Here is a 17,063-nt window from a genome sequence, read left to right on the forward strand (position 1 = left end):
CTTAAGACTTTTAGGGATTTTTTGCATATGAGGCGGGCGCTGGCAGCTACTAAATTGATAGTAATGGCGTCGAGCGCCAGCCCGGACGGGCTCAGGCCGCGGCGTCGGGTGGGCTGTCTGACTCGGCTTTAGGCGCCTTGGCCGGTTTTTCCACCGGATGAGCCCAGTTCCACAGATGCTGGGCCACTTCTTCAACGCCGCGCCGTTTCAGCGAGGAAAACAGTTTGACATCGCCGCCGCCGGCTTGCAGCTTGACGATTTGCAGCGCCTTGGCGGCATCGGTCTTGTTGAGCTTGTCCGACTTGGTGAGTAGCACCAGAAACTTCAGGCCTTCTTCCACCCGCGGGCGGATCACGTCGAGCAGGATTTCATCCAGCTCGGTCAGGCCCAGGCGCGGATCGCACAGCAGCACCACGGCCTTGAGGTTGTCGCGCGTCTGCAGGTAGTTGCCCATCACCTGCTGCCAGCGGTATTTGGCTTCCTTGGGCACGGCGGCATAGCCATAGCCCGGCAAGTCGGTCAGAACGGCGTCGGTCACACCCTGTTTGCCGAGTGAAAACAGGTTGATGCTTTGGGTGCGGCCCGGTGTTTTCGAGGCAAAGGCCAGCCGGTGCTGCTGCGTTAGGGTGTTGATGCAGGTGGATTTGCCGGCGTTGGAACGGCCCACGAAAGCGATCTCTGGCACTTCCAGCCGTGGCAGGTGCTTGAGCTCGGGGGCGGTGGTCAGGAATTTGGCCGTGTGCAGCCAGCCCATGGCAATTTTGGGATCGGGTGTGGAGGGAGCTAAAGCGGTGGATGCGGTCATGATGGGCGGTCCCTGGAGGTCTGTGGCATGCGGGTGCACGCGGTGCGGGAAGGGGGCGGCTAGCGCCCGGTGCTGGTGTGGGCCATTGGCCGGCTGCCACGGCAAGCCCTCAATTATCGCAGGCTGTCTGCAAGCCATTGTAAAATCAGAAAGTTCCAAGTTTTGTGCGCCAACTAATTAAAAGCCCCGATATGAAGCTGTTCGCTACTTCCCTACTGGCCGCCATGCTGGCCATGTCCACCATGTCGTCATTTGCCGCCGGTGAAGCCGCCCCGGCCAAAATCGCAAAGCCTGACCTGGTCAAGGGCGAGGCTCTGTTTGCAGCCAACTGCGCCAGCTGCCACGGCGCCGACAGCAATTCCACGACGCCGGCCTATCCCAAGCTGGCGCAGCAGCATCCCGAATACCTGCTCAAGCAATTACAGGAATTCAAATCCGGCAAGCGTAAAAACGCCATCATGCAAGGCTTTGCCGCGACGCTGTCCGATGACGACATGAAGAATGTGGCTTACTGGGCCAGCTCGAAAAAGGCCAAGGCCGGTTTTGCCAAGGACAAAGAACTGGTGGCACTCGGTGAGCGCATTTACCGCGGTGGCGTGATGGATCGCCAGATTGCTGCCTGCGCCAGCTGCCACAGCCCGAGCGGCAGCGGCATGCCTGTGCAGTATCCGCGCCTGAGCGGCCAGCACGCCGAATACACCGCCGCGCAGATCACCGCTTTCCGCGATGGCGGCCGCCAGAACAGCCTGCCCATGAGCCAGGTGGCAGCCAAGCTCAATGACCGTGAAATCCGGGCCGTGGCCGACTACATTGCCGGCTTGCGCTGAAGCACGGGGTTTGCCAGTGTGGCAAACCATTTTTTCGCGAAAATCATCTGCTGCATTGAACCCAAGCCTCTAAAAGCAATCACATCAAGGCGGGTCTTTCTGAAGAAAGCCCGCCTTTTTCTTTTTCCCCCGACTTCTTTCAACCATCACCTGCGCCGCCGGGCCTGATTTCACGCATGACAGTTTCCACCGAAGGTATGAAAGTCAAATGGGGCTCCCGCGCCTTGCGGTCGTCCGTGGAGTTGCTGTCGTCGATGCGATTTGCCATTTCGCTGCTGACCGTCATCTGCATTGCCTCCATCATTGGGACGGTGCTCAAGCAGGCGGAGCCGCTGAGCAATTACGTCAACCAGTTCGGCCCCTTCTGGGCTCAGGTGTTTGGCCTGGTGAGCTTGAACACGGTCTACAGTGCCTGGTGGTTTTTGCTGATCCTGGCCTTTTTGGTCATCTCCACCTCTTTGTGCATTGCGCGCAACACGCCCAAAATTCTGGCCGACTTGAACCATCTCAAGGAAGATGTTCGCGAGCAAAGTCTGAAGGCCTTTGGCCACCGTGCGCAGGCTGAGCTGGCCGAGTCACCCGAAGTGGCGGCCCAGCGCATTGGCCAAACCCTGGTGCAAAGCGGCTGGAAGGTCAAACTGCAGCAAAGAAACGCCGGCTGGATGGTGGCGGCTAAAAAAGGCGCGGCCAACAAGCTGGGCTATATTGCCGCGCACAGTGCGATTGTGCTGGTCTGCATAGGCGGCTTGCTCGATGGCGACATGATGGTGCGGGCGCAGATGTGGTTGGGTGGCAAGTCCATTTACACCGGCGGCGGCCTGATTGCCGATGTGCCAGCGGCGCACCGGCTGAGCGAGCGTAACCCGACGTTTCGTGCCAACCTCATGGTGTCTGAAGGCACACAGTCCAGCACGGCCATCTTGAACCAGCCCGGTGGTGTGCTGTTGCAGGAGCTGCCGTTCTCGGTGGAGCTGAAGAAATTCATTGTCGAGTATTACTCCACCGGCATGCCCAAGCTCTTTGCCAGCGACATCATCATCCATGACAAGGAAACCGGCAGCAAGACACCGGCACGGGTGGAGGTCAATCATCCGGCCAATTACAAGGGCGTGGAGATTTATCAATCCAGCTTTGACGACGGCGGCTCCAGCGTCACGCTCAAGGCAGTGCCCATGGCGGCCGCCGTCAAGCCCTTTGAAATCCAGGGCACGATTGGCGGCAGCAGCAGCCTGAGCAACGGCCAGGGCGAGGGGGCAGAAAAACTCACGCTGGAATACACCGCGCTGCGCATCATCAACGTTGAAAACTTTGCCGACGGCAGCACCATGGGCGGCGCTTCCGGAACCGATGTGCGCAAGGTGGATCTGCACAAGGCCATTGAAACGCGGCTGGGCGCCGCCAACAAGACCGTGACGCAGAAAGAGCTGCGCAACGTCGGCCCCAGCGTGAGCTACAAGCTGCGCGATGCGGCCGGTCAGGCCCGCGAATTCAACAACTACATGCTGCCGGTCAAGATGGATAGCAACCCGGACAGTCCATCCATGTTTCTGATGGGCGTGCGCGAAAATCTGGCTGCTAGTTTCCAGTATTTGCGTATTCCAGCCGATGCCGAGGGCAGCATGGAGACCTTTTTGCGGCTGCGCGCCGCGCTGGCCAATCCGGCGCAGCGTGAGTTGGCGGTCAAGCGCTATGCCGCCCTGGTGATAGGCTCGGAGCGTCCGGAGTTGGCCCAGCAACTGGTGGCCTCGGCATCGCGAGCGCTCACCCTGTTCGCCGGTTCCGAGTCAGGCCCGGATGGGATGACCGGCGACAAGCTCAAGCCGGTGGCGGGTTTGCAAGCCATTTCCGATTTCATGGAAGCCAATGTGCCCGAGGCCGAGCGCAACCGTGCCGGCGAGGTGCTGGTCCGCATCCTTAACGGCGTGCTGTTTGAGCTGACCCAAATGACGCGTGAGCAAGCCGGCCTCAAGCCGCTGGCGCAGGACGAAAAGACCCTGGCCTTCATGTCGCAAATGGTGCTCAGCCTGTCGGACGCACCGCACTACCCGGCGCCCATGGCGTTTGAGCTGAAGGACTTCACACAGGTGCAGGCCAGCGTGTTCCAGGTGGCGCGCGCGCCCGGCAAAAACATTGTGTATCTGGGCTGCCTCTTCCTGATTGTGGGGATATTCGCCATGCTTTATGTGCGCGAGCGGCGCATCTGGGTCTGGCTGGCGCCGGCTACCAGCGACGCCGGGCATTCAGTGCCAGAATCTGGAAAAAGCCAGGCCACCATGGCCTTGTCCACCAACCGTAAAACCATGGATGGTGACAAGGAGTTTGAGATGTTGAAAACGAAACTGTTGCAGGCAACCCTATGACGACCAACACCACCACCCTGACGGCTGGGCGTGACACCACCCTGAGCCTGAATGAAGGCTATTTCGCCAAACGTAATGCGCTGGACTGGGTGTTTGCCGCTCTGGTCGCCGGGGGCTTTTTGTATGCCTTTGCGCGCTACAGCGCTTACATGGATGTGTATGAAAAAGGCATCTTGCTGAGCGCCATTCCGGCCACCATCGCGATGGGCTGGTTTTGGAGGCCTTTGCGCGTGCTGATGATGGCGGTCGCCGCTTTTGCCCTGCTTGGCATCAACTCCTACCAGGTCGATGGCGTTGGCAATCTGGCGCGGGCCGAGCAGTTGTTCTGGCTCAAATATTTTCTCTCCAGCCAGTCGGCCATTTTGTGGATGAGCATGCTCTTTTTCATGAGCACCATTTTTTACTGGCTGGGCATGTTCGCCAAAGGCCAGAGCGAAACGCTGGAATCGCTGGGCTCCAAAATTGCCTGGGTGGCGGTGGGCATGGCGCTGATAGGCACGCTGGTGCGCTGGTATGAAAGCTATCTGATAGGCGCCGATGTCGGTCATATCCCGGTCAGTAACCTGTATGAAGTATTTGTGCTGTTTTGTTGGATGACGGCGGCCTTTTATCTGTACTTTGAAGCGCAGTACAAGACGCGTGCGTTGGGCGCCTTCGTCATGCTGGTGGTGAGTGCTGCGGTTGGATTCCTGCTTTGGTACACCGTGATACGCGAAGCCCACGAAATTCAGCCGCTGGTGCCGGCGCTCAAGAGCTGGTGGATGAAGCTGCATGTGCCGGCCAATTTCATTGGCTACGGCATGTTCGCGCTGGCCTCCATGGTGTCGCTGGCTTATCTGGTCAAGCAGCAGGCCAGCGAAACCCGCTGGTACAAGCTCACTCCTTTGTGGATGCTGGGCGTGGTGCTGTGTTTTGTGCCGATTGTGTTTCGCAGCAAATCACCGGTTGAAACTGGCGGCAGCAATTATTGGCTGGGCTATTTGCTGGTGTCTGGCCTGATTGCCGCCGGCATTTTGCTGGGCCGCAAGCGCATCGCTGCTCGCCTGCCCAGCTTTGAAGTGCTGGACGATGTGATGTACAAGGCGATTGCCGTTGGTTTTGCCTTCTTCACCATTGCCACCGTGCTGGGCGCGCTCTGGGCGGCCGAGGCCTGGGGTGGCTACTGGAGCTGGGACCCCAAGGAAACCTGGGCGCTGATCGTCTGGCTCAATTACGCTGCCTGGCTGCACATGCGGCTCATGAAGGGTTTGCGCGGCACCGTTGCCGCCTGGTGGGCTTTGGTGGGCGTGGGCGTGACCAGTTTTGCTTTTCTGGGCGTCAATATGTTTCTCTCGGGCCTGCATAGCTACGGAACCTTATAGCCGCGCACGGGATCCTTGTCATTGAATCTGTGTAAGAAAAGACGGCGTAGCCAGACTAAGTAATTAGCAAGTTTCAAGGATCACCATGCTCATCAAGACCCATGCACGCGGCTTCGACCATTTGGTTCCGAGCGAGATCACCTCGCAAGGCATTTATCAAGATCGCCGTGAGCTGATCAAGCTGATGGCCACGGGCGCTGCCGGCGTGGCGCTGGCCGGTTGGGCCGGGCGCCAGGCGCTGGCACAGACGGTGTCCAAGCTGGGCAAGCTGGCGCCATTGGCCGGCGGCAAGTCGGCGGTGGCCGGTGCGGTGACTATGGAAAAGATCACCGACTACAAGGACGCCACCAGCTACAACAACTTCTACGAATTCGGCACGGACAAGGCTGACCCGGCCAAGAATGCCCACACGCTGGTGACCAAGCCCTGGTCGGTAGCGATAGAAGGCCTGGTCAAGCAGCCCAGAAGTTATACGCTGGAAGAGCTGCTCAAGCTCAGCCCGCAGGAGGAGCGCATTTACCGCCTGCGCTGCGTTGAAGGCTGGTCCATGGTGATCCCCTGGGTGGGTTACTCGCTGTCCGAGCTGATCAAGAAAGTCGAACCCCTGGGCAGTGCCAAATACGTCGAGTTTGTGACCCAGGCCGATCCCAAGACCATGCCTTTTGTGGGCTCGCGCGTGCTCGACTGGCCTTATGTCGAAGCCCTGCGCATGGACGAAGCCATGCATCCGCTGGCCTTGCTGAGCTTTGGCATGTATGGCGAGGTCTTGCCGAATCAAAATGGCGCGCCTGTGCGCATGGTTCTGCCCTGGAAATACGGTTTTAAAAGCGGCAAGAGCATCGTCAAGATTCGCTTCACCGACAAGGAGCCCAAGACCGCCTGGAACAAGGCCGCGGCCAATGAATACGGCTTCTATTCGAATGTGAACCCGAATGTGGACCACCCGCGCTGGAGCCAGGCCACCGAGCGACGCATTGGCGAAGATGGGCTGTTTGCGAAAAAGCGCAAGACGCTGATGTTCAACGGCTACGAAGCGCAAGTCGGCCAGTTGTACGCCGGCATGGATCTCAAGAAGAACTTCTGATGATGTCCCGGCAAAAGCTCTTGCTGCATCCGGCGGCAAAGCCTGTGCTCTTCACGCTGTGCCTGCTGCCATTCGTTTGGCTGTTTTTCCGGACCTTTGCCAATCAGCTGGGCGCCAATCCGGCCGAAGCGCTGATTCGCGCCACCGGCGACTGGACGCTGCGCTTTCTTTGCATTGTGCTGACGGTGACGCCATTGCGGGTGATCTCGGGCACGCCTGCGCTGGCGCGCTTTCGCCGCATGCTGGGCCTGTTTACCTATTTCTATGTGCTGCTGCATCTGTTGAGCTACAGCTGGTTCGACATGGGTTTTGAGCTGTCCGATATCGCCAAGGACATTGCCAAGCGGCCCTTCATCTTGGTGGGCTTCAGCGCCTTTTTGCTGCTGACGCCGCTGGCGGCCACGTCGTTCAATGCCGCCATCAAGGCCCTGGGCGCCAAGCGCTGGCAGTGGCTGCACAAGCTGGTTTACCTGATTGCCGGTCTGGCGCTGCTGCACTTCTTCTGGATGCGGGCCGGCAAGAACAATTTCACCGAGGTGTTTGTCTACGCCGGCATCATTGCCGCCCTGCTGGCTTGGCGCTTGCTTCAGTTTTTAAGGAAAAAGAGGCTGCAGCGCCCACCCAATATGCGCAAGCCGCTATCTATTTGATAGTATTTTGATTGAACGAGGCACGCCAGTCAGCGTGCCTTTTTTGTGCCTTGGCCGTGCTTCAAACTGCTGGCAGCTGTTCCTGGCGAATCTGGTCTTGCAGGGTTTCGCGCCGGCGAATCAAGTGGGCTTTGTCGCCATCGACCAGGACCTCGGCGGCCCGACCGCGGCTGTTGTAGTTGCTGGACATGCTCATGCAATAAGCCCCCGCCGACAGCACCGCCAACTGGTCGCCGGCCGCCACGCTCAAGTCGCGGTCGCGGCCAATCCAGTCACCGCTTTCGCACACCGGTCCGACCACGTCATAGGTGCTTGCCGTGGCAACTGCGGCCGCCTGAGTCAGCGGCACGATGGCGTGAAAAGCCTGGTACATGGCCGGGCGCGGCAAGTCGTTCATGGCGGCATCGATGATGCAGAAATTCTTCTGCTCGCCGGGCTTCACATAAAGCACCTCGGTCAGGCAAACGCCGGCATTGCCGACCAGGGAGCGGCCCGGCTCTATCATCAGTTTTTTAGCGCCATAGCCGCGCGCATCCAGTTTGGCCAGCAGCAGCTGCCATAGTGCGTCGGCTTCGGGCGGGGCATCGTTGTTGTAGTTGATGCCCAGGCCGCCGCCGAAATCAATGTGCTCCAGCGCAATGCCGGCGGCTTCTATGGCATCGACCAGATCCAGCACCCTATCCATGGCATCCAGATAGGGCGTGGTGTCGGTAATTTGCGAGCCGATGTGGCAGTCGATGCCGACAACCTGCAGGCCTTTGAGTGATGCCGCATGCTGGTAGATGCGCAGGGCGTCTTCATGAGCCACGCCGAATTTATTGCCCTTCAGGCCGGTGGAGATATAGGGGTGGGTCTTGGGGTCGACATTGGGATTGACGCGTATGCTGACAGGGGCGCGCAGCTTCATGCTCAGCGCGACATCGGACAGCACATCGAGCTCTGCTTCGCTCTCGACATTGAAGCAGCCAATGCCGGCGAGCAGCGCCTGGCGCATTTCGGCGCGGGTCTTGCCGACGCCGGAAAAGATCACCTTGCCGGCCTCGCCGCCGGCCGCCAGTACCCGCTCGAGTTCGCCACCCGAGACAATGTCAAAGCCGCAACCGGCCTGGGCAAACACCTGCAGCACGCCCAGCGAAGAGTTGGCCTTCATGGCATAGCAAATCTGTGCCTGGCGCCCGGCGAAGCCGCGCTGGTAGGCGGCCAGGGCCGACAGCATGGCGGCCTTGGAGTAGACAAACAGGGGCGTGCCGTGGATGCTGGCCAGCTCACTCAGGCGCAGGCCTTCGGCAAACAAGTCCTTGTCGCGGTAGGCAAAATGGGGGTGACCGGGAAGGGTGTGTGTTGTCATGGGTAGAAGGCTGTGGTGAAGACGGTCTGGGTGAGAGTTATTGATCTTATGCAAGACCGGGTCGGCAGGCCATGGCTGATGAGCGTTGGCGAGCGACCAAAACCTTCAGATGCAAATTTCAAGGGGCCGGCGAGGCCTTCATGGCGTGGCCGAGGCCGGCGCTAGCGGTGCGGGAGCGGCCGAGTTGGGCTGCGCTGGGATCGCTGGCGCCGCCAGTTTGGGCGGCTGCGGGAGGAATAGCGGGCCTTTCTGGCCGCAGCCGGCCAGCGCAGCCGTACCAAGCACGAGGGCAACAAGACCATGCTTGGCAAGAAAAATGCGAAGCCGACCTAAAATTTGAACTGAAAAAACCATAACAGGATTGTAATGACGGACCTTGAATACCTGGATCTGGCCGAGCGCGCGCTCAAGGCGATCGAGTTGGACTGCGACCGACTGAACGATGAGACCGACGTTGATATCGACAATCAGCGCACCGGCGGCATGATCACGCTGACATTTTCAAACCGCAGCCAGATCATCATCAATCTGCAAAAACCGCTGCAGGAAATCTGGATGGCCGCCAGGGCAGGTGGTTTTCACTATAAGTTCAATAGCGGAAAGTGGACGGATACCAAGGACGGCAGCGAGCTTTTTGCCGGTTTGTCGCGCTATGCCAGCGTGCAGGCCGGGCAGGCGCTGGTGTTCGGGGCGCCGGCCTGATGCGCTGAAATGCTTCAGAAAAACGGGCCCGCGCGGGGCCCGTGTCGGCTTGCTGGGCTGATCATCAGTTCTTGAACAGGTCCAGAATCCGTTTCTTTTCATCGGAGGGTGGCAGGACCTGGATGGGGCTGCCCGGGCCGGCCGGCTGGCTCTCGCTGGTCGCCTCTGGCTGCATGCCCACGTTGCTGACCCCCGAACCCTTGGCATATTCGCTGTAATACCACTCGCCGCCGAGGTTCACGACGCCCTCGGGCGCGTGATATTCAGTGACGGGAACCCCTTTGAGCGCGTACTCCATGAAGTTGATCCAGATGGGCAGGCTCAGGCCGCCACCGGTTTCCCTGTCGCCGAGTTTCTTGGGGGTGTCGTAACCCATCCAGACCGCTGCTGTCAGCGTGGGCTGGAAGCCCACGAACCAGGTGTCTATAGAGTCATTGGTGGTACCGGTCTTGCCAAAAATATCCGGCCGCTTGAGCATCGCCTGGGCCTTGGCTGCCGTACCCGAACGGGCCACATCCTGCAGCAGGCTGTCCATGATGAAGGCATTGCGGGCATCAATGACTCGGGCTGACTCATTCAACACGGGGGGCGGGGTGTCCAGCAAGACCTTGCCGCGCTGGTCGGTAATCTTGGTCACCAGATAGGGATTGACGCGGTAGCCGCCGTTGGCAAACACGGAATAGGCCGTGGCCATTTGCATGGGCGTGACTGAGCCGGCGCCCAGCGCCATGGTGAGGTAGGCCGGATGCTTGTCTGCCTCAAAGCCGAAACGGTTGATCCACTCCTGTCCATATTGGGGGCCTATGGCTTGCAGGATGCGGATGGACACCATGTTCTTTGATTTTTTCAGGCCGGTTCGCAAGCTCATGGGGCCTTCGAAGTTGCCGTCGTAGTTCTTGGGCTCCCAGGGCTGACCACCGGTGACGCCGGCATCGAAAAACAGCGGTGCGTCATTGATCACGGTGGCAGGGGTGAAGCCCTTCTCTAATGCCGCCGAGTAGATGAAGGGTTTGAAGCTGGAGCCGGGCTGGCGCCAGGCCTGGGTCACGTGGTTGAATTTGTTCTTCTCGAAATCAAATCCACCGACCAGCGCGCGAATGGAGCCATCGCGTGGGTCCAGCGCCACAAAGGCCCCTTCAACTTCAGGCAGTTGGGTGATTTCCCAGGTGTTCTTGGGCGTTTTGGCCACACGGATCAGGGCGCCGCGGCGGATCTTGATGTTTGGGCCAGCCTTGTCGGCGAGGCCGGACTGCGCCGGCTTCAGGCCTTCTCCGGTGATTTCAACCGTTTCGCTGTTCTGGCGCTTGGCCAGAATCCGTTTGGGGCTGGCTTCCAGCACCACGGCCGACATCACGTCGCCGTTGTCGGGGTTGTCGGCCAGCGCGTCGTCAATCGCGTCTTCCGTTTCCTGGGGGTTGGACGGCAGGTCTATGAATTTTTCGGGCCCACGGTAGATTTGCCGGCGCTCGTAGTCCATGATGCCTTTGCGCAAGGCCTTGTAGGCTACGGTCTGGTCGCTGGCGCGCAAGGTGGTGTAGACATTCAGGCCGCGGGTATAGGTTTCGTCGCCGTACTGGTTGTAGACCAACTGACGTACGGTTTCCGCCACGTATTCGGCATGCACGCGTCCGGTGTTGGGGCCGGTTCTGACCTTCAGCTCTTCTGCCTTGGCTGCCGTGGCCTGATCGGCCGTGATGAAGCCGTTTTCCTGCATGCGCTCAATGATGTAGAGCTGGCGGGATCTGGCGCGGGTTGGGTTGATGATGGGGTTGTAAGCCGAAGGGGCTTTAGGCAGGCCGGCCAGCATGGCGGCTTCGGCGATGGAAATATCCTTCAGGGGTTTGCCAAAGTAAGCCTCGGAAGCGGCGGCAAAGCCGTAAGCCCGGTTGCCCAGAAAGATCTGGTTCATATAGATCTCAAGGATCTGATCTTTGGTCAGCAAATGCTCCAGCTTGAAGGTCAGCAAAATTTCATAAATTTTGCGGGTGTAGCTTTTTTCCGTCGACAGGTAAACATTGCGGGCTACCTGCATGGTGATGGTGGAGGCACCCTGACTTTTTGCCCGGCCCATATTGGCCAAGCCGGCCCGGATGACGCCCAGGTAGTCCACGCCGCCATGGGAGAAGAAGCGGGCATCCTCAATGGCCAGCACCGCATCTTTCATGACCTGTGGGATGTCCTTGATCGGCGTGAGGCTGCGGCGTTCTTCGCCAAACTCTCCAATGACCACCCCGTCTGCCGAGTAAATGCGCAGCGGTAGCTTGGGCCGGTAATCGGACAGGTCTGAAATGTCCGGCAAATTGGGATAGGCCACCGATAGCGCTACGGCGATAAATAGCAGCAGGGCGACCAGTCCCGCCAGCGCCAGACCCATGCTCCAGGTAAAGAGCTTGATCAGCAAGCGCTGCCAGGAAGGCTTGCTAGAGGGCCGCTTCCCCTGCTTTGGGTCAGTGCCGGAAGAGGGGGAGGGAGGAGTAGGGTGCATGTAGGACACGTGAGTATTATAAAAATCCGGAACCCAGAACGTATCTGGCGCCCTTCAAAGCGCCACGCTCTTACGTTTGCAGACAGAGTTTTGCCTTGGCTTGTCCCTGCACGACTTATCAAAATCGTCTACTTTTGACAACGTTCCTGATGTAAGAGCTAGGAAAAATCGTTACAGCACAAAGGGCTTGCTGCTACTATTCAAGCGATTTCTTAAGTATGCAGGGCTACATATTAGCCGTCATTTGGGGACTGCCTTGATCTCTCTGGGATCGTTATTCAATCGTCAACAGCCCGCGCTGCTGGGTCTTGATATCAGTTCGTCCAGCGTCAAGCTGGTGGAGTTGAGCCGTGACAAAGCCGGTAACCTGGTGCTGGATCGCTGTGCGATTGAGCCCCTGGAGCAGGGCTGGATCACGGATGGCAATGTCGAAAAGTTTGACGAGGTGGCCGATGCTGTTCGCCGTCTGGTGAAAAAAAGCGGAACGCGCACCAAAAACGTGGCGATGGCACTGCCCGCCTCGGCAGTCATCAGTAAAAAAATCATTTTGCCAGGCGGTCTGAGTGATGCCGAGCTAGAAATTCAGGTCGAGTCCGAGGCCAATCAATATATTCCGTTTTCGCTCGATGAAGTTAGTCTTGACTTCTGTGTAGTGGGGCCCAGCACCACATCCAGTGGCGATATTGAAGTGCTGATCGCGGCCTCGCGCAAGGAAAAAGTGCAGGACAGGCAAGGTCTGGCGGAGGCTGCCGGCCTCAAACCCATTGTGGTTGATGTGGAGTCTTATGCCTCGCGTCTGGCCACCGCACGGTTGATTGAAAACCTGCCTAACAAGGGGGCGGACACCCTGGTCGCCTTGTTTGAGGTGGGCGCCTTGACCACCAGCATGCAGGTCATCCGCAATGATGAGGTCTTGTATGAGCGCGACCAAGCCTTTGGCGGCGCACAGCTGACCCAGTTGATTGTCAGGCAGTACGGTTTTTCTTCGGAAGAGGCAGAGAGTAAGAAACGCAGCGGTGATTTGCCGGAAGACTATGAGACCGGGGTCTTGAAACCCTTTGTGGAGGGCATGGCTCAGGAAATAGGGCGGGCGCTGCAGTTCTTCTTTACCAGTACTCCGCACAACAAGGTGGACTATGTGATGCTGGCCGGTGGTTCCTCGGCCTTGGCCGGGTTGACTGACTCGGTGACACAACAGACTTCGTTTGCCTGTCTGCTGCTCAACCCTTTCGAGGGCATGGAGCTCGGCAATGGCATACGGGAAAAGAAAATGCGGCGTGAGGCTTCGTCTTATCTGACTTCCTGTGGTCTGGCCTTGCGGAGGTTTTTGCAGTGATTCTGATCAATCTTCTTCCGCACCGGGAAGCGGCTCGCAAGCGCAGGCGCGAGGCATTTTTTGCGACGCTGGGTCTGGCTGCGCTTGCCGGTGGGCTGATTTGTGGCGCCACGTACTCTTGGTACCAGGCTCAGATTGAAAGCCAGCAGGGGCGAAATACGTTCCTGAAATCAGAAATTACCCGTCTGGAAGAGCAGATCAAGGATATTGCGACTTTGCAGGCCGAGATTGCCTCACTAAGGGCGCGCCAGAATGCAGTAGAGGATTTGCAGGGAAACCGCAATTTGCCGGTGTACCTGTTGAGCGAGCTGACTAAGCAATTGCCCGATGGCGTGTACATCAGCAGCATGAAACAGGACAACCAGACTGTCCTGATTACCGGTGTTGCGCAATCCAATGAGCGGGTTTCCGAGCTACTGCGTAACTTCTCCAATCACAGCCCCTGGCTGACCAAACCGGAACTGGTTGAAATCACGGCCAGCACCGTCGCGCTGACCCAGCGTGATCAGCGGCGAGTCGCCAATTTCTCCATGCGCGTCGGACTTAAACGAGCCAGTGATCCGCAAGCGGCCAGTTCTGCCACATCAAATGCAGCGCCTGCGGCCAAGATATGAAGCGGGGTTGAACGAGACTGATCATGGCAAAAATTGCAAAACCCTCTATCAACTTCACAGAAATTCAAAGTAATTTGAAGGCCCAGTTCAGCGGCCTTGATCCGAATGATCCCCCTTCCTGGCCGGCTGTTCCTCGCTATCTTTTCTGCCTTGCCGTTACGGTATTTGTCGTCGTTGGCCTTTGGTTTTTATGGCTCAGTACCTCTGACGAGGAACTGACCGCAGAAAAGGCAAAAGAAGTTCAGTTGCGGGAGGACTACAGCAAGAAGTTGGCGCAGGCGGTGAATCTGGAAGCGCTGAGGAAGCAGCGCGAGCAGGTTCAGCAGTATGTCACGCAGCTTGAAAAGCAGCTGCCCAGCAAGGCTGAAATGGATGCATTGCTGTCCGATATCAACCAAGCCGGGCTGGGGCGCAGCCTGCAGTTTGAATTGTTTCGACCGGGCCAGGTCAGCGTGAAGGAGTATTACGCGGAGTTGCCGATAGGGGTGCGTGTGACCGGGCGTTACCACGATATCGGGGCTTTTGCGGCCGATATTGCCAATCTTTCCCGCATTGTGACCTTGAATAATCTAAACATTGCACCGGCAAAGGATGGCAATTTAGTCATGGACACCACGGCCAAGACCTTTCGCTACCTGGACAGTGAAGAGGTCGCCTTGCAACGCAAGAATGCGCCGGCCAAGGGAGCAAAAAAATGAGAGGCATTCACCATGCGTTGGGTGTCAGCCTGATGCTTGTCTTATTTGGCTTAGCAGGTTGTGGCTCATCCGAACAGGCGGAGTTGCAGCAGTGGATGACCGAGCAACGCAATGCGGCCCGGCCCAAGATAGTCCCTTTGCCCGCACCTACAAAGTTCTCACCCCAGGCTTACGGCGAGGGGGCTTCCATCGAGCCTTTTAGCACTCAGAAGCTGACACAAGCGCTGAAGCGCGACTCCAGTCAGGCTACTGCCAACGTGGCCCTGATAGCGCCTGAGCTGAATCGACGCAAAGAGCCGCTGGAGGCATCGCCGCTTGATGCCGTCGCCATGGTCGGCAGCCTGATCAAAGCTGGTCAGCCCGTGGCGCTGGTCAGGGTCGACAACCTGATTTACCAGGTGAGAGCCGGAAACTATCTTGGACAGAACTACGGTCGCATCACCAAAGTCACCGAAACCAGTCTTGCCTTGCGTGAAATCGTGCAGGATGCAGCTGGTGAGTGGATAGAGCGGCCGGCGACTTTACAGCTTTTAGAGGGAACAAAATGAACAAGCAGACATGGGCATCAGAGGCAAAGGCGATCAGGGTGCGTCTGCACGGCTTGCTTCAATTCGTGCTGGGCTGTCTGTCGATCAGCGTCGGGCTGGGCTTGTTGCCATTCGCGGCAAGCGCGCAAACACCCAATGTGATTCAGGCTGTTTCCGGTTCGGTGCAAAGTGGCTTGGAAGTGATCCGGATTGATCTGGCCCAGCCTTTGACGTCTGTGCCTACTGGTTTCAGCATACAAACTCCGGCCCGTATTGCGCTTGATTTTCCCGGCGTTAGCAATGCTATCGGACGGTCCAGCGTTGATTTGAATGTAGGTAATTTGCGCTCTGCCAACGTGGTCGAGGCTGGCGACAGAAGCCGTGTGGTACTTAACCTCAAGGCGGCGACCACCTACAAAGCCGAGATCCAGGGGAAATCGTTGTTGATCACGCTTGCCCCCGTGGTGGTGGCCGCTGCTTCTGCCGGGACGCCGCCTGTATTTGCAGAAAATCGTAATCGTGATGTCTTGCTGCTCAAGGATATTGACTTCAGGCGTGGCGTCGACAGTTCCGGTCGCATCGTGGTGGATCTTGCGAATAACCAGGTTGGCGTGGATATTCGCCAGCAAGGTCAAACACTGGTTGTTGAATTCCTTAAAAGTGCCCTGCCAGAAGGCTTGCGTCGCCGTCTGGACGTATCCGACTTTGGTACTCCGGTGCAAAGCGTGACCACCTTCCAGTCCGGTGACAAGGTGCGCATGGTGGTTGAACCCAAAGGCCAGTGGGAGCATAGCGCTTATCAAAGTGACAACCAGTTTGTGCTGGAAGTGCGTCAGCAAAAAGTTGATTCAAGCAAATTGACTCAGGGAGCAGGCTACAACGGTGAGAAGTTGTCCCTGAACTTCCAGAATATTGAAATCAGGTCACTTCTGCAGGTGATTGCCGACTTCACCAACTTCAATATTGTGACTTCAGACACGGTCACGGGGGCGGTTACCTTGCGCTTGAAGGATGTTCCCTGGGATCAGGCGCTGGATATCATTTTGCAGGCCAAGGCTTTGGGAATGCGAAAGACCGGCAATGTCTTGCTGATCGCGCCCAAGGATGAGCTTGCTGCCAAAGACAAGCTCGATCTGGAGTCGCGCAATGCGGTTCAAAGCCTGGAACAAGTGCGTACGCAGGACTTCAAACTGAACTATGCCAAGGCCTCGGATATTGCGGCTGGGTTGATGGGAAGCGGCGCCGTAGGAAGCACCAAAATACTGTCTGCCCGTGGCAGCGTCATCTCGGAGTCCCGTACCAACCAATTGTTTGTCACCGATATCCCGTCCAAGCTGGAGCAAGTGCAAAGTCTTATTGCCAAGCTTGATATTCCCGTGCGTCAGGTCTTGATTGAGGCGCGAATCGTCGAAGCTTCCGACTCTTTCGGAAAGTCCCTCGGCGTCCGATTGGGCGGGCGACCGTTCTCGCTGAATGGAAACCGCAATTCCATGTTTGGCAACACCTATATCGCTCCGAATATCCCATCGGGAACAGCACCTATCCCAGGGGGGAATTTTGGTACCAATGCCGGTGATTTTGTGAACATGCCAGGCGTAGGTCAAAACGGCTACCCAGCGGCCACGTTTGCGGTGTCGCTTTTCAACTCTTCGATGACCCGGCTTTTGAATCTTGAGATTTCCGCCTCGGAAGCAGATGGGAAAACCAAAATTGTCTCCAGTCCTCGCATCGTGACGGCCGATCAGGTGAAGGCTTTGATTGAGCAAGGGACCGAGCTTCCTTACCAGCAGGCGACTTCCAGTGGCGCCACTTCAATTGCTTTCCGAAAAGCCAATCTGAAGCTCGAAGTGACGCCGCAAATCACCCCGGAAGGCGGCATTATTTTGAACGTCGATGTGAACAAGGACAGCGTCGGACGTGAAACTACCAATGGCTTCGCGATTGACACCAAGCACATTCAGACCCAGGTGCTGGTGGAAAATGGCGGCACCGTGGTGATTGGCGGAATTTTTGAGCAGAATGACCGCAACAATGAAACCAAAGTGCCCTTGTTAGGCGATTTGCCCGGGGTGGGCAATCTGTTTAAAACCACCACACGCTCGGCTACCAAGTCGGAGCTTCTGGTGTTCATTACGCCTAAAATGCTGGGCAGTGGGGCGGCACTGCGCTAGGCGCGGGACGAGTTCAGCGCGCTCCGGCACTGATCGGTCAGGGCTGTTCCGAGGCAGGGGGTGACTCTCTTGCTTGTCTGGATCAGTTCTGAGCG

At 57.9% G+C, this 17,063-nt stretch carries 15 protein-coding genes; 11 read left to right on the top strand and 4 right to left on the bottom strand.

From position 1 onward, the window contains the following. Positions 1 to 91: 91 nt before the first annotated feature. The gene (gene yihA, locus BM160_RS08215; protein ID WP_092003682.1) at positions 92 to 805 is read right to left on the bottom strand and encodes a ribosome biogenesis GTP-binding protein YihA/YsxC; all 714 of its coding nucleotides are present in this window, start codon (positions 803 to 805) and stop codon (positions 92 to 94) included. Between the two features lie 191 nt (positions 806 to 996). Here yihA and BM160_RS08220 point away from each other — a divergent pair, with 191 nt between their 5' ends. The 5 genes from BM160_RS08220 to BM160_RS08240 all read left to right on the top strand — a co-directional run bounded on the left by BM160_RS08220 (position 997) and on the right by BM160_RS08240 (position 7,087). Further along, complete coding sequence (locus tag BM160_RS08220; RefSeq protein WP_092003330.1) at positions 997 to 1,632, top strand: c-type cytochrome; 636 nt, start codon at positions 997 to 999, stop codon at positions 1,630 to 1,632. Positions 1,633 to 1,808: 176 nt separating this feature from the next. After that, on the top strand, positions 1,809 to 3,992 hold the full coding sequence (locus BM160_RS08225; RefSeq protein WP_092003333.1) for a cytochrome c biogenesis protein ResB: 2,184 nt from the start codon (positions 1,809 to 1,811) through the stop codon (positions 3,990 to 3,992). Then, positions 3,989 to 5,353 (top strand): c-type cytochrome biogenesis protein CcsB, encoded by a 1,365-nt coding sequence (gene ccsB / locus BM160_RS08230; protein WP_092003336.1) that lies wholly within the window; start codon positions 3,989 to 3,991, stop codon positions 5,351 to 5,353. The genes BM160_RS08225 and ccsB overlap by 4 nt, the downstream gene beginning before the upstream one ends. Before the next feature lie 85 nt (positions 5,354 to 5,438). Then, complete coding sequence (gene msrP, locus BM160_RS08235) at positions 5,439 to 6,437, top strand: protein-methionine-sulfoxide reductase catalytic subunit MsrP (RefSeq protein WP_092003339.1); 999 nt, start codon at positions 5,439 to 5,441, stop codon at positions 6,435 to 6,437. Next, positions 6,437 to 7,087, top strand: coding sequence for a protein-methionine-sulfoxide reductase heme-binding subunit MsrQ (locus tag BM160_RS08240; protein WP_092003342.1), 651 nt, complete (start codon positions 6,437 to 6,439; stop codon positions 7,085 to 7,087). The genes msrP and BM160_RS08240 overlap by 1 nt, the downstream gene beginning before the upstream one ends. Before the next feature lie 61 nt (positions 7,088 to 7,148). On the opposite strand, the gene lysA is transcribed toward BM160_RS08240, so the two are convergent. After that, on the bottom strand, positions 7,149 to 8,435 hold the full coding sequence (gene lysA / locus BM160_RS08245; RefSeq protein WP_092003345.1) for a diaminopimelate decarboxylase: 1,287 nt from the start codon (positions 8,433 to 8,435) through the stop codon (positions 7,149 to 7,151). 138 nt (positions 8,436 to 8,573) lie between these two features. Then, positions 8,574 to 8,789, bottom strand: coding sequence for an LPS translocon maturation chaperone LptM (locus tag BM160_RS23145; RefSeq protein WP_092003347.1), 216 nt, complete (start codon positions 8,787 to 8,789; stop codon positions 8,574 to 8,576). A 12-nt stretch (positions 8,790 to 8,801) separates the two neighbouring features. Here BM160_RS23145 and cyaY point away from each other — a divergent pair, with 12 nt between their 5' ends. Further along, complete coding sequence (gene cyaY / locus BM160_RS08255) at positions 8,802 to 9,137, top strand: iron donor protein CyaY (protein ID WP_092003350.1); 336 nt, start codon at positions 8,802 to 8,804, stop codon at positions 9,135 to 9,137. Positions 9,138 to 9,201: 64 nt separating this feature from the next. Here cyaY and BM160_RS08260 read toward each other — a convergent pair whose 3' ends face one another. Continuing rightward, positions 9,202 to 11,622, bottom strand: a complete 2,421-nt coding sequence (locus BM160_RS08260; RefSeq protein WP_092003353.1) for a penicillin-binding protein 1A — start codon at positions 11,620 to 11,622, stop codon at positions 9,202 to 9,204. 256 nt (positions 11,623 to 11,878) lie between these two features. Between BM160_RS08260 and BM160_RS08265 the strand changes: the two genes are divergently transcribed. From BM160_RS08265 to pilQ, 5 genes are read left to right on the top strand one after another with little or no spacing between them, the layout of a single operon-like run. Then, positions 11,879 to 12,958: a pilus assembly protein PilM gene (locus BM160_RS08265; RefSeq protein WP_092003355.1), complete on the top strand. Its 1,080-nt coding sequence runs from the start codon at positions 11,879 to 11,881 to the stop codon at positions 12,956 to 12,958. Further along, complete coding sequence (locus BM160_RS08270) at positions 12,955 to 13,572, top strand: PilN domain-containing protein (RefSeq protein WP_092003358.1); 618 nt, start codon at positions 12,955 to 12,957, stop codon at positions 13,570 to 13,572. Before BM160_RS08265 ends, BM160_RS08270 begins: the two co-directional genes overlap by 4 nt. Positions 13,573 to 13,595: 23 nt before the next feature. Beyond that, positions 13,596 to 14,270 carry a type IV pilus inner membrane component PilO gene (locus tag BM160_RS08275; RefSeq protein WP_092003361.1) on the top strand — a complete coding sequence of 225 codons (675 nt, stop codon included), beginning with the start codon at positions 13,596 to 13,598 and terminating at the stop codon, positions 14,268 to 14,270. Further along, complete coding sequence (locus BM160_RS08280) at positions 14,267 to 14,818, top strand: pilus assembly protein PilP (protein ID WP_092003363.1); 552 nt, start codon at positions 14,267 to 14,269, stop codon at positions 14,816 to 14,818. The genes BM160_RS08275 and BM160_RS08280 overlap by 4 nt, the downstream gene beginning before the upstream one ends. After that, the gene (gene pilQ / locus BM160_RS08285) at positions 14,815 to 16,968 is read left to right on the top strand and encodes a type IV pilus secretin PilQ (RefSeq protein ID WP_092003366.1); all 2,154 of its coding nucleotides are present in this window, start codon (positions 14,815 to 14,817) and stop codon (positions 16,966 to 16,968) included. The genes BM160_RS08280 and pilQ overlap by 4 nt, the downstream gene beginning before the upstream one ends. Positions 16,969 to 17,063 lie beyond the last annotated feature (95 nt).

Origin of the sequence: Polaromonas sp. OV174, assembly GCF_900112285.1 — a bacterium.
In the GTDB taxonomy this organism is placed as follows: domain Bacteria; phylum Pseudomonadota; class Gammaproteobacteria; order Burkholderiales; family Burkholderiaceae_C; genus Polaromonas.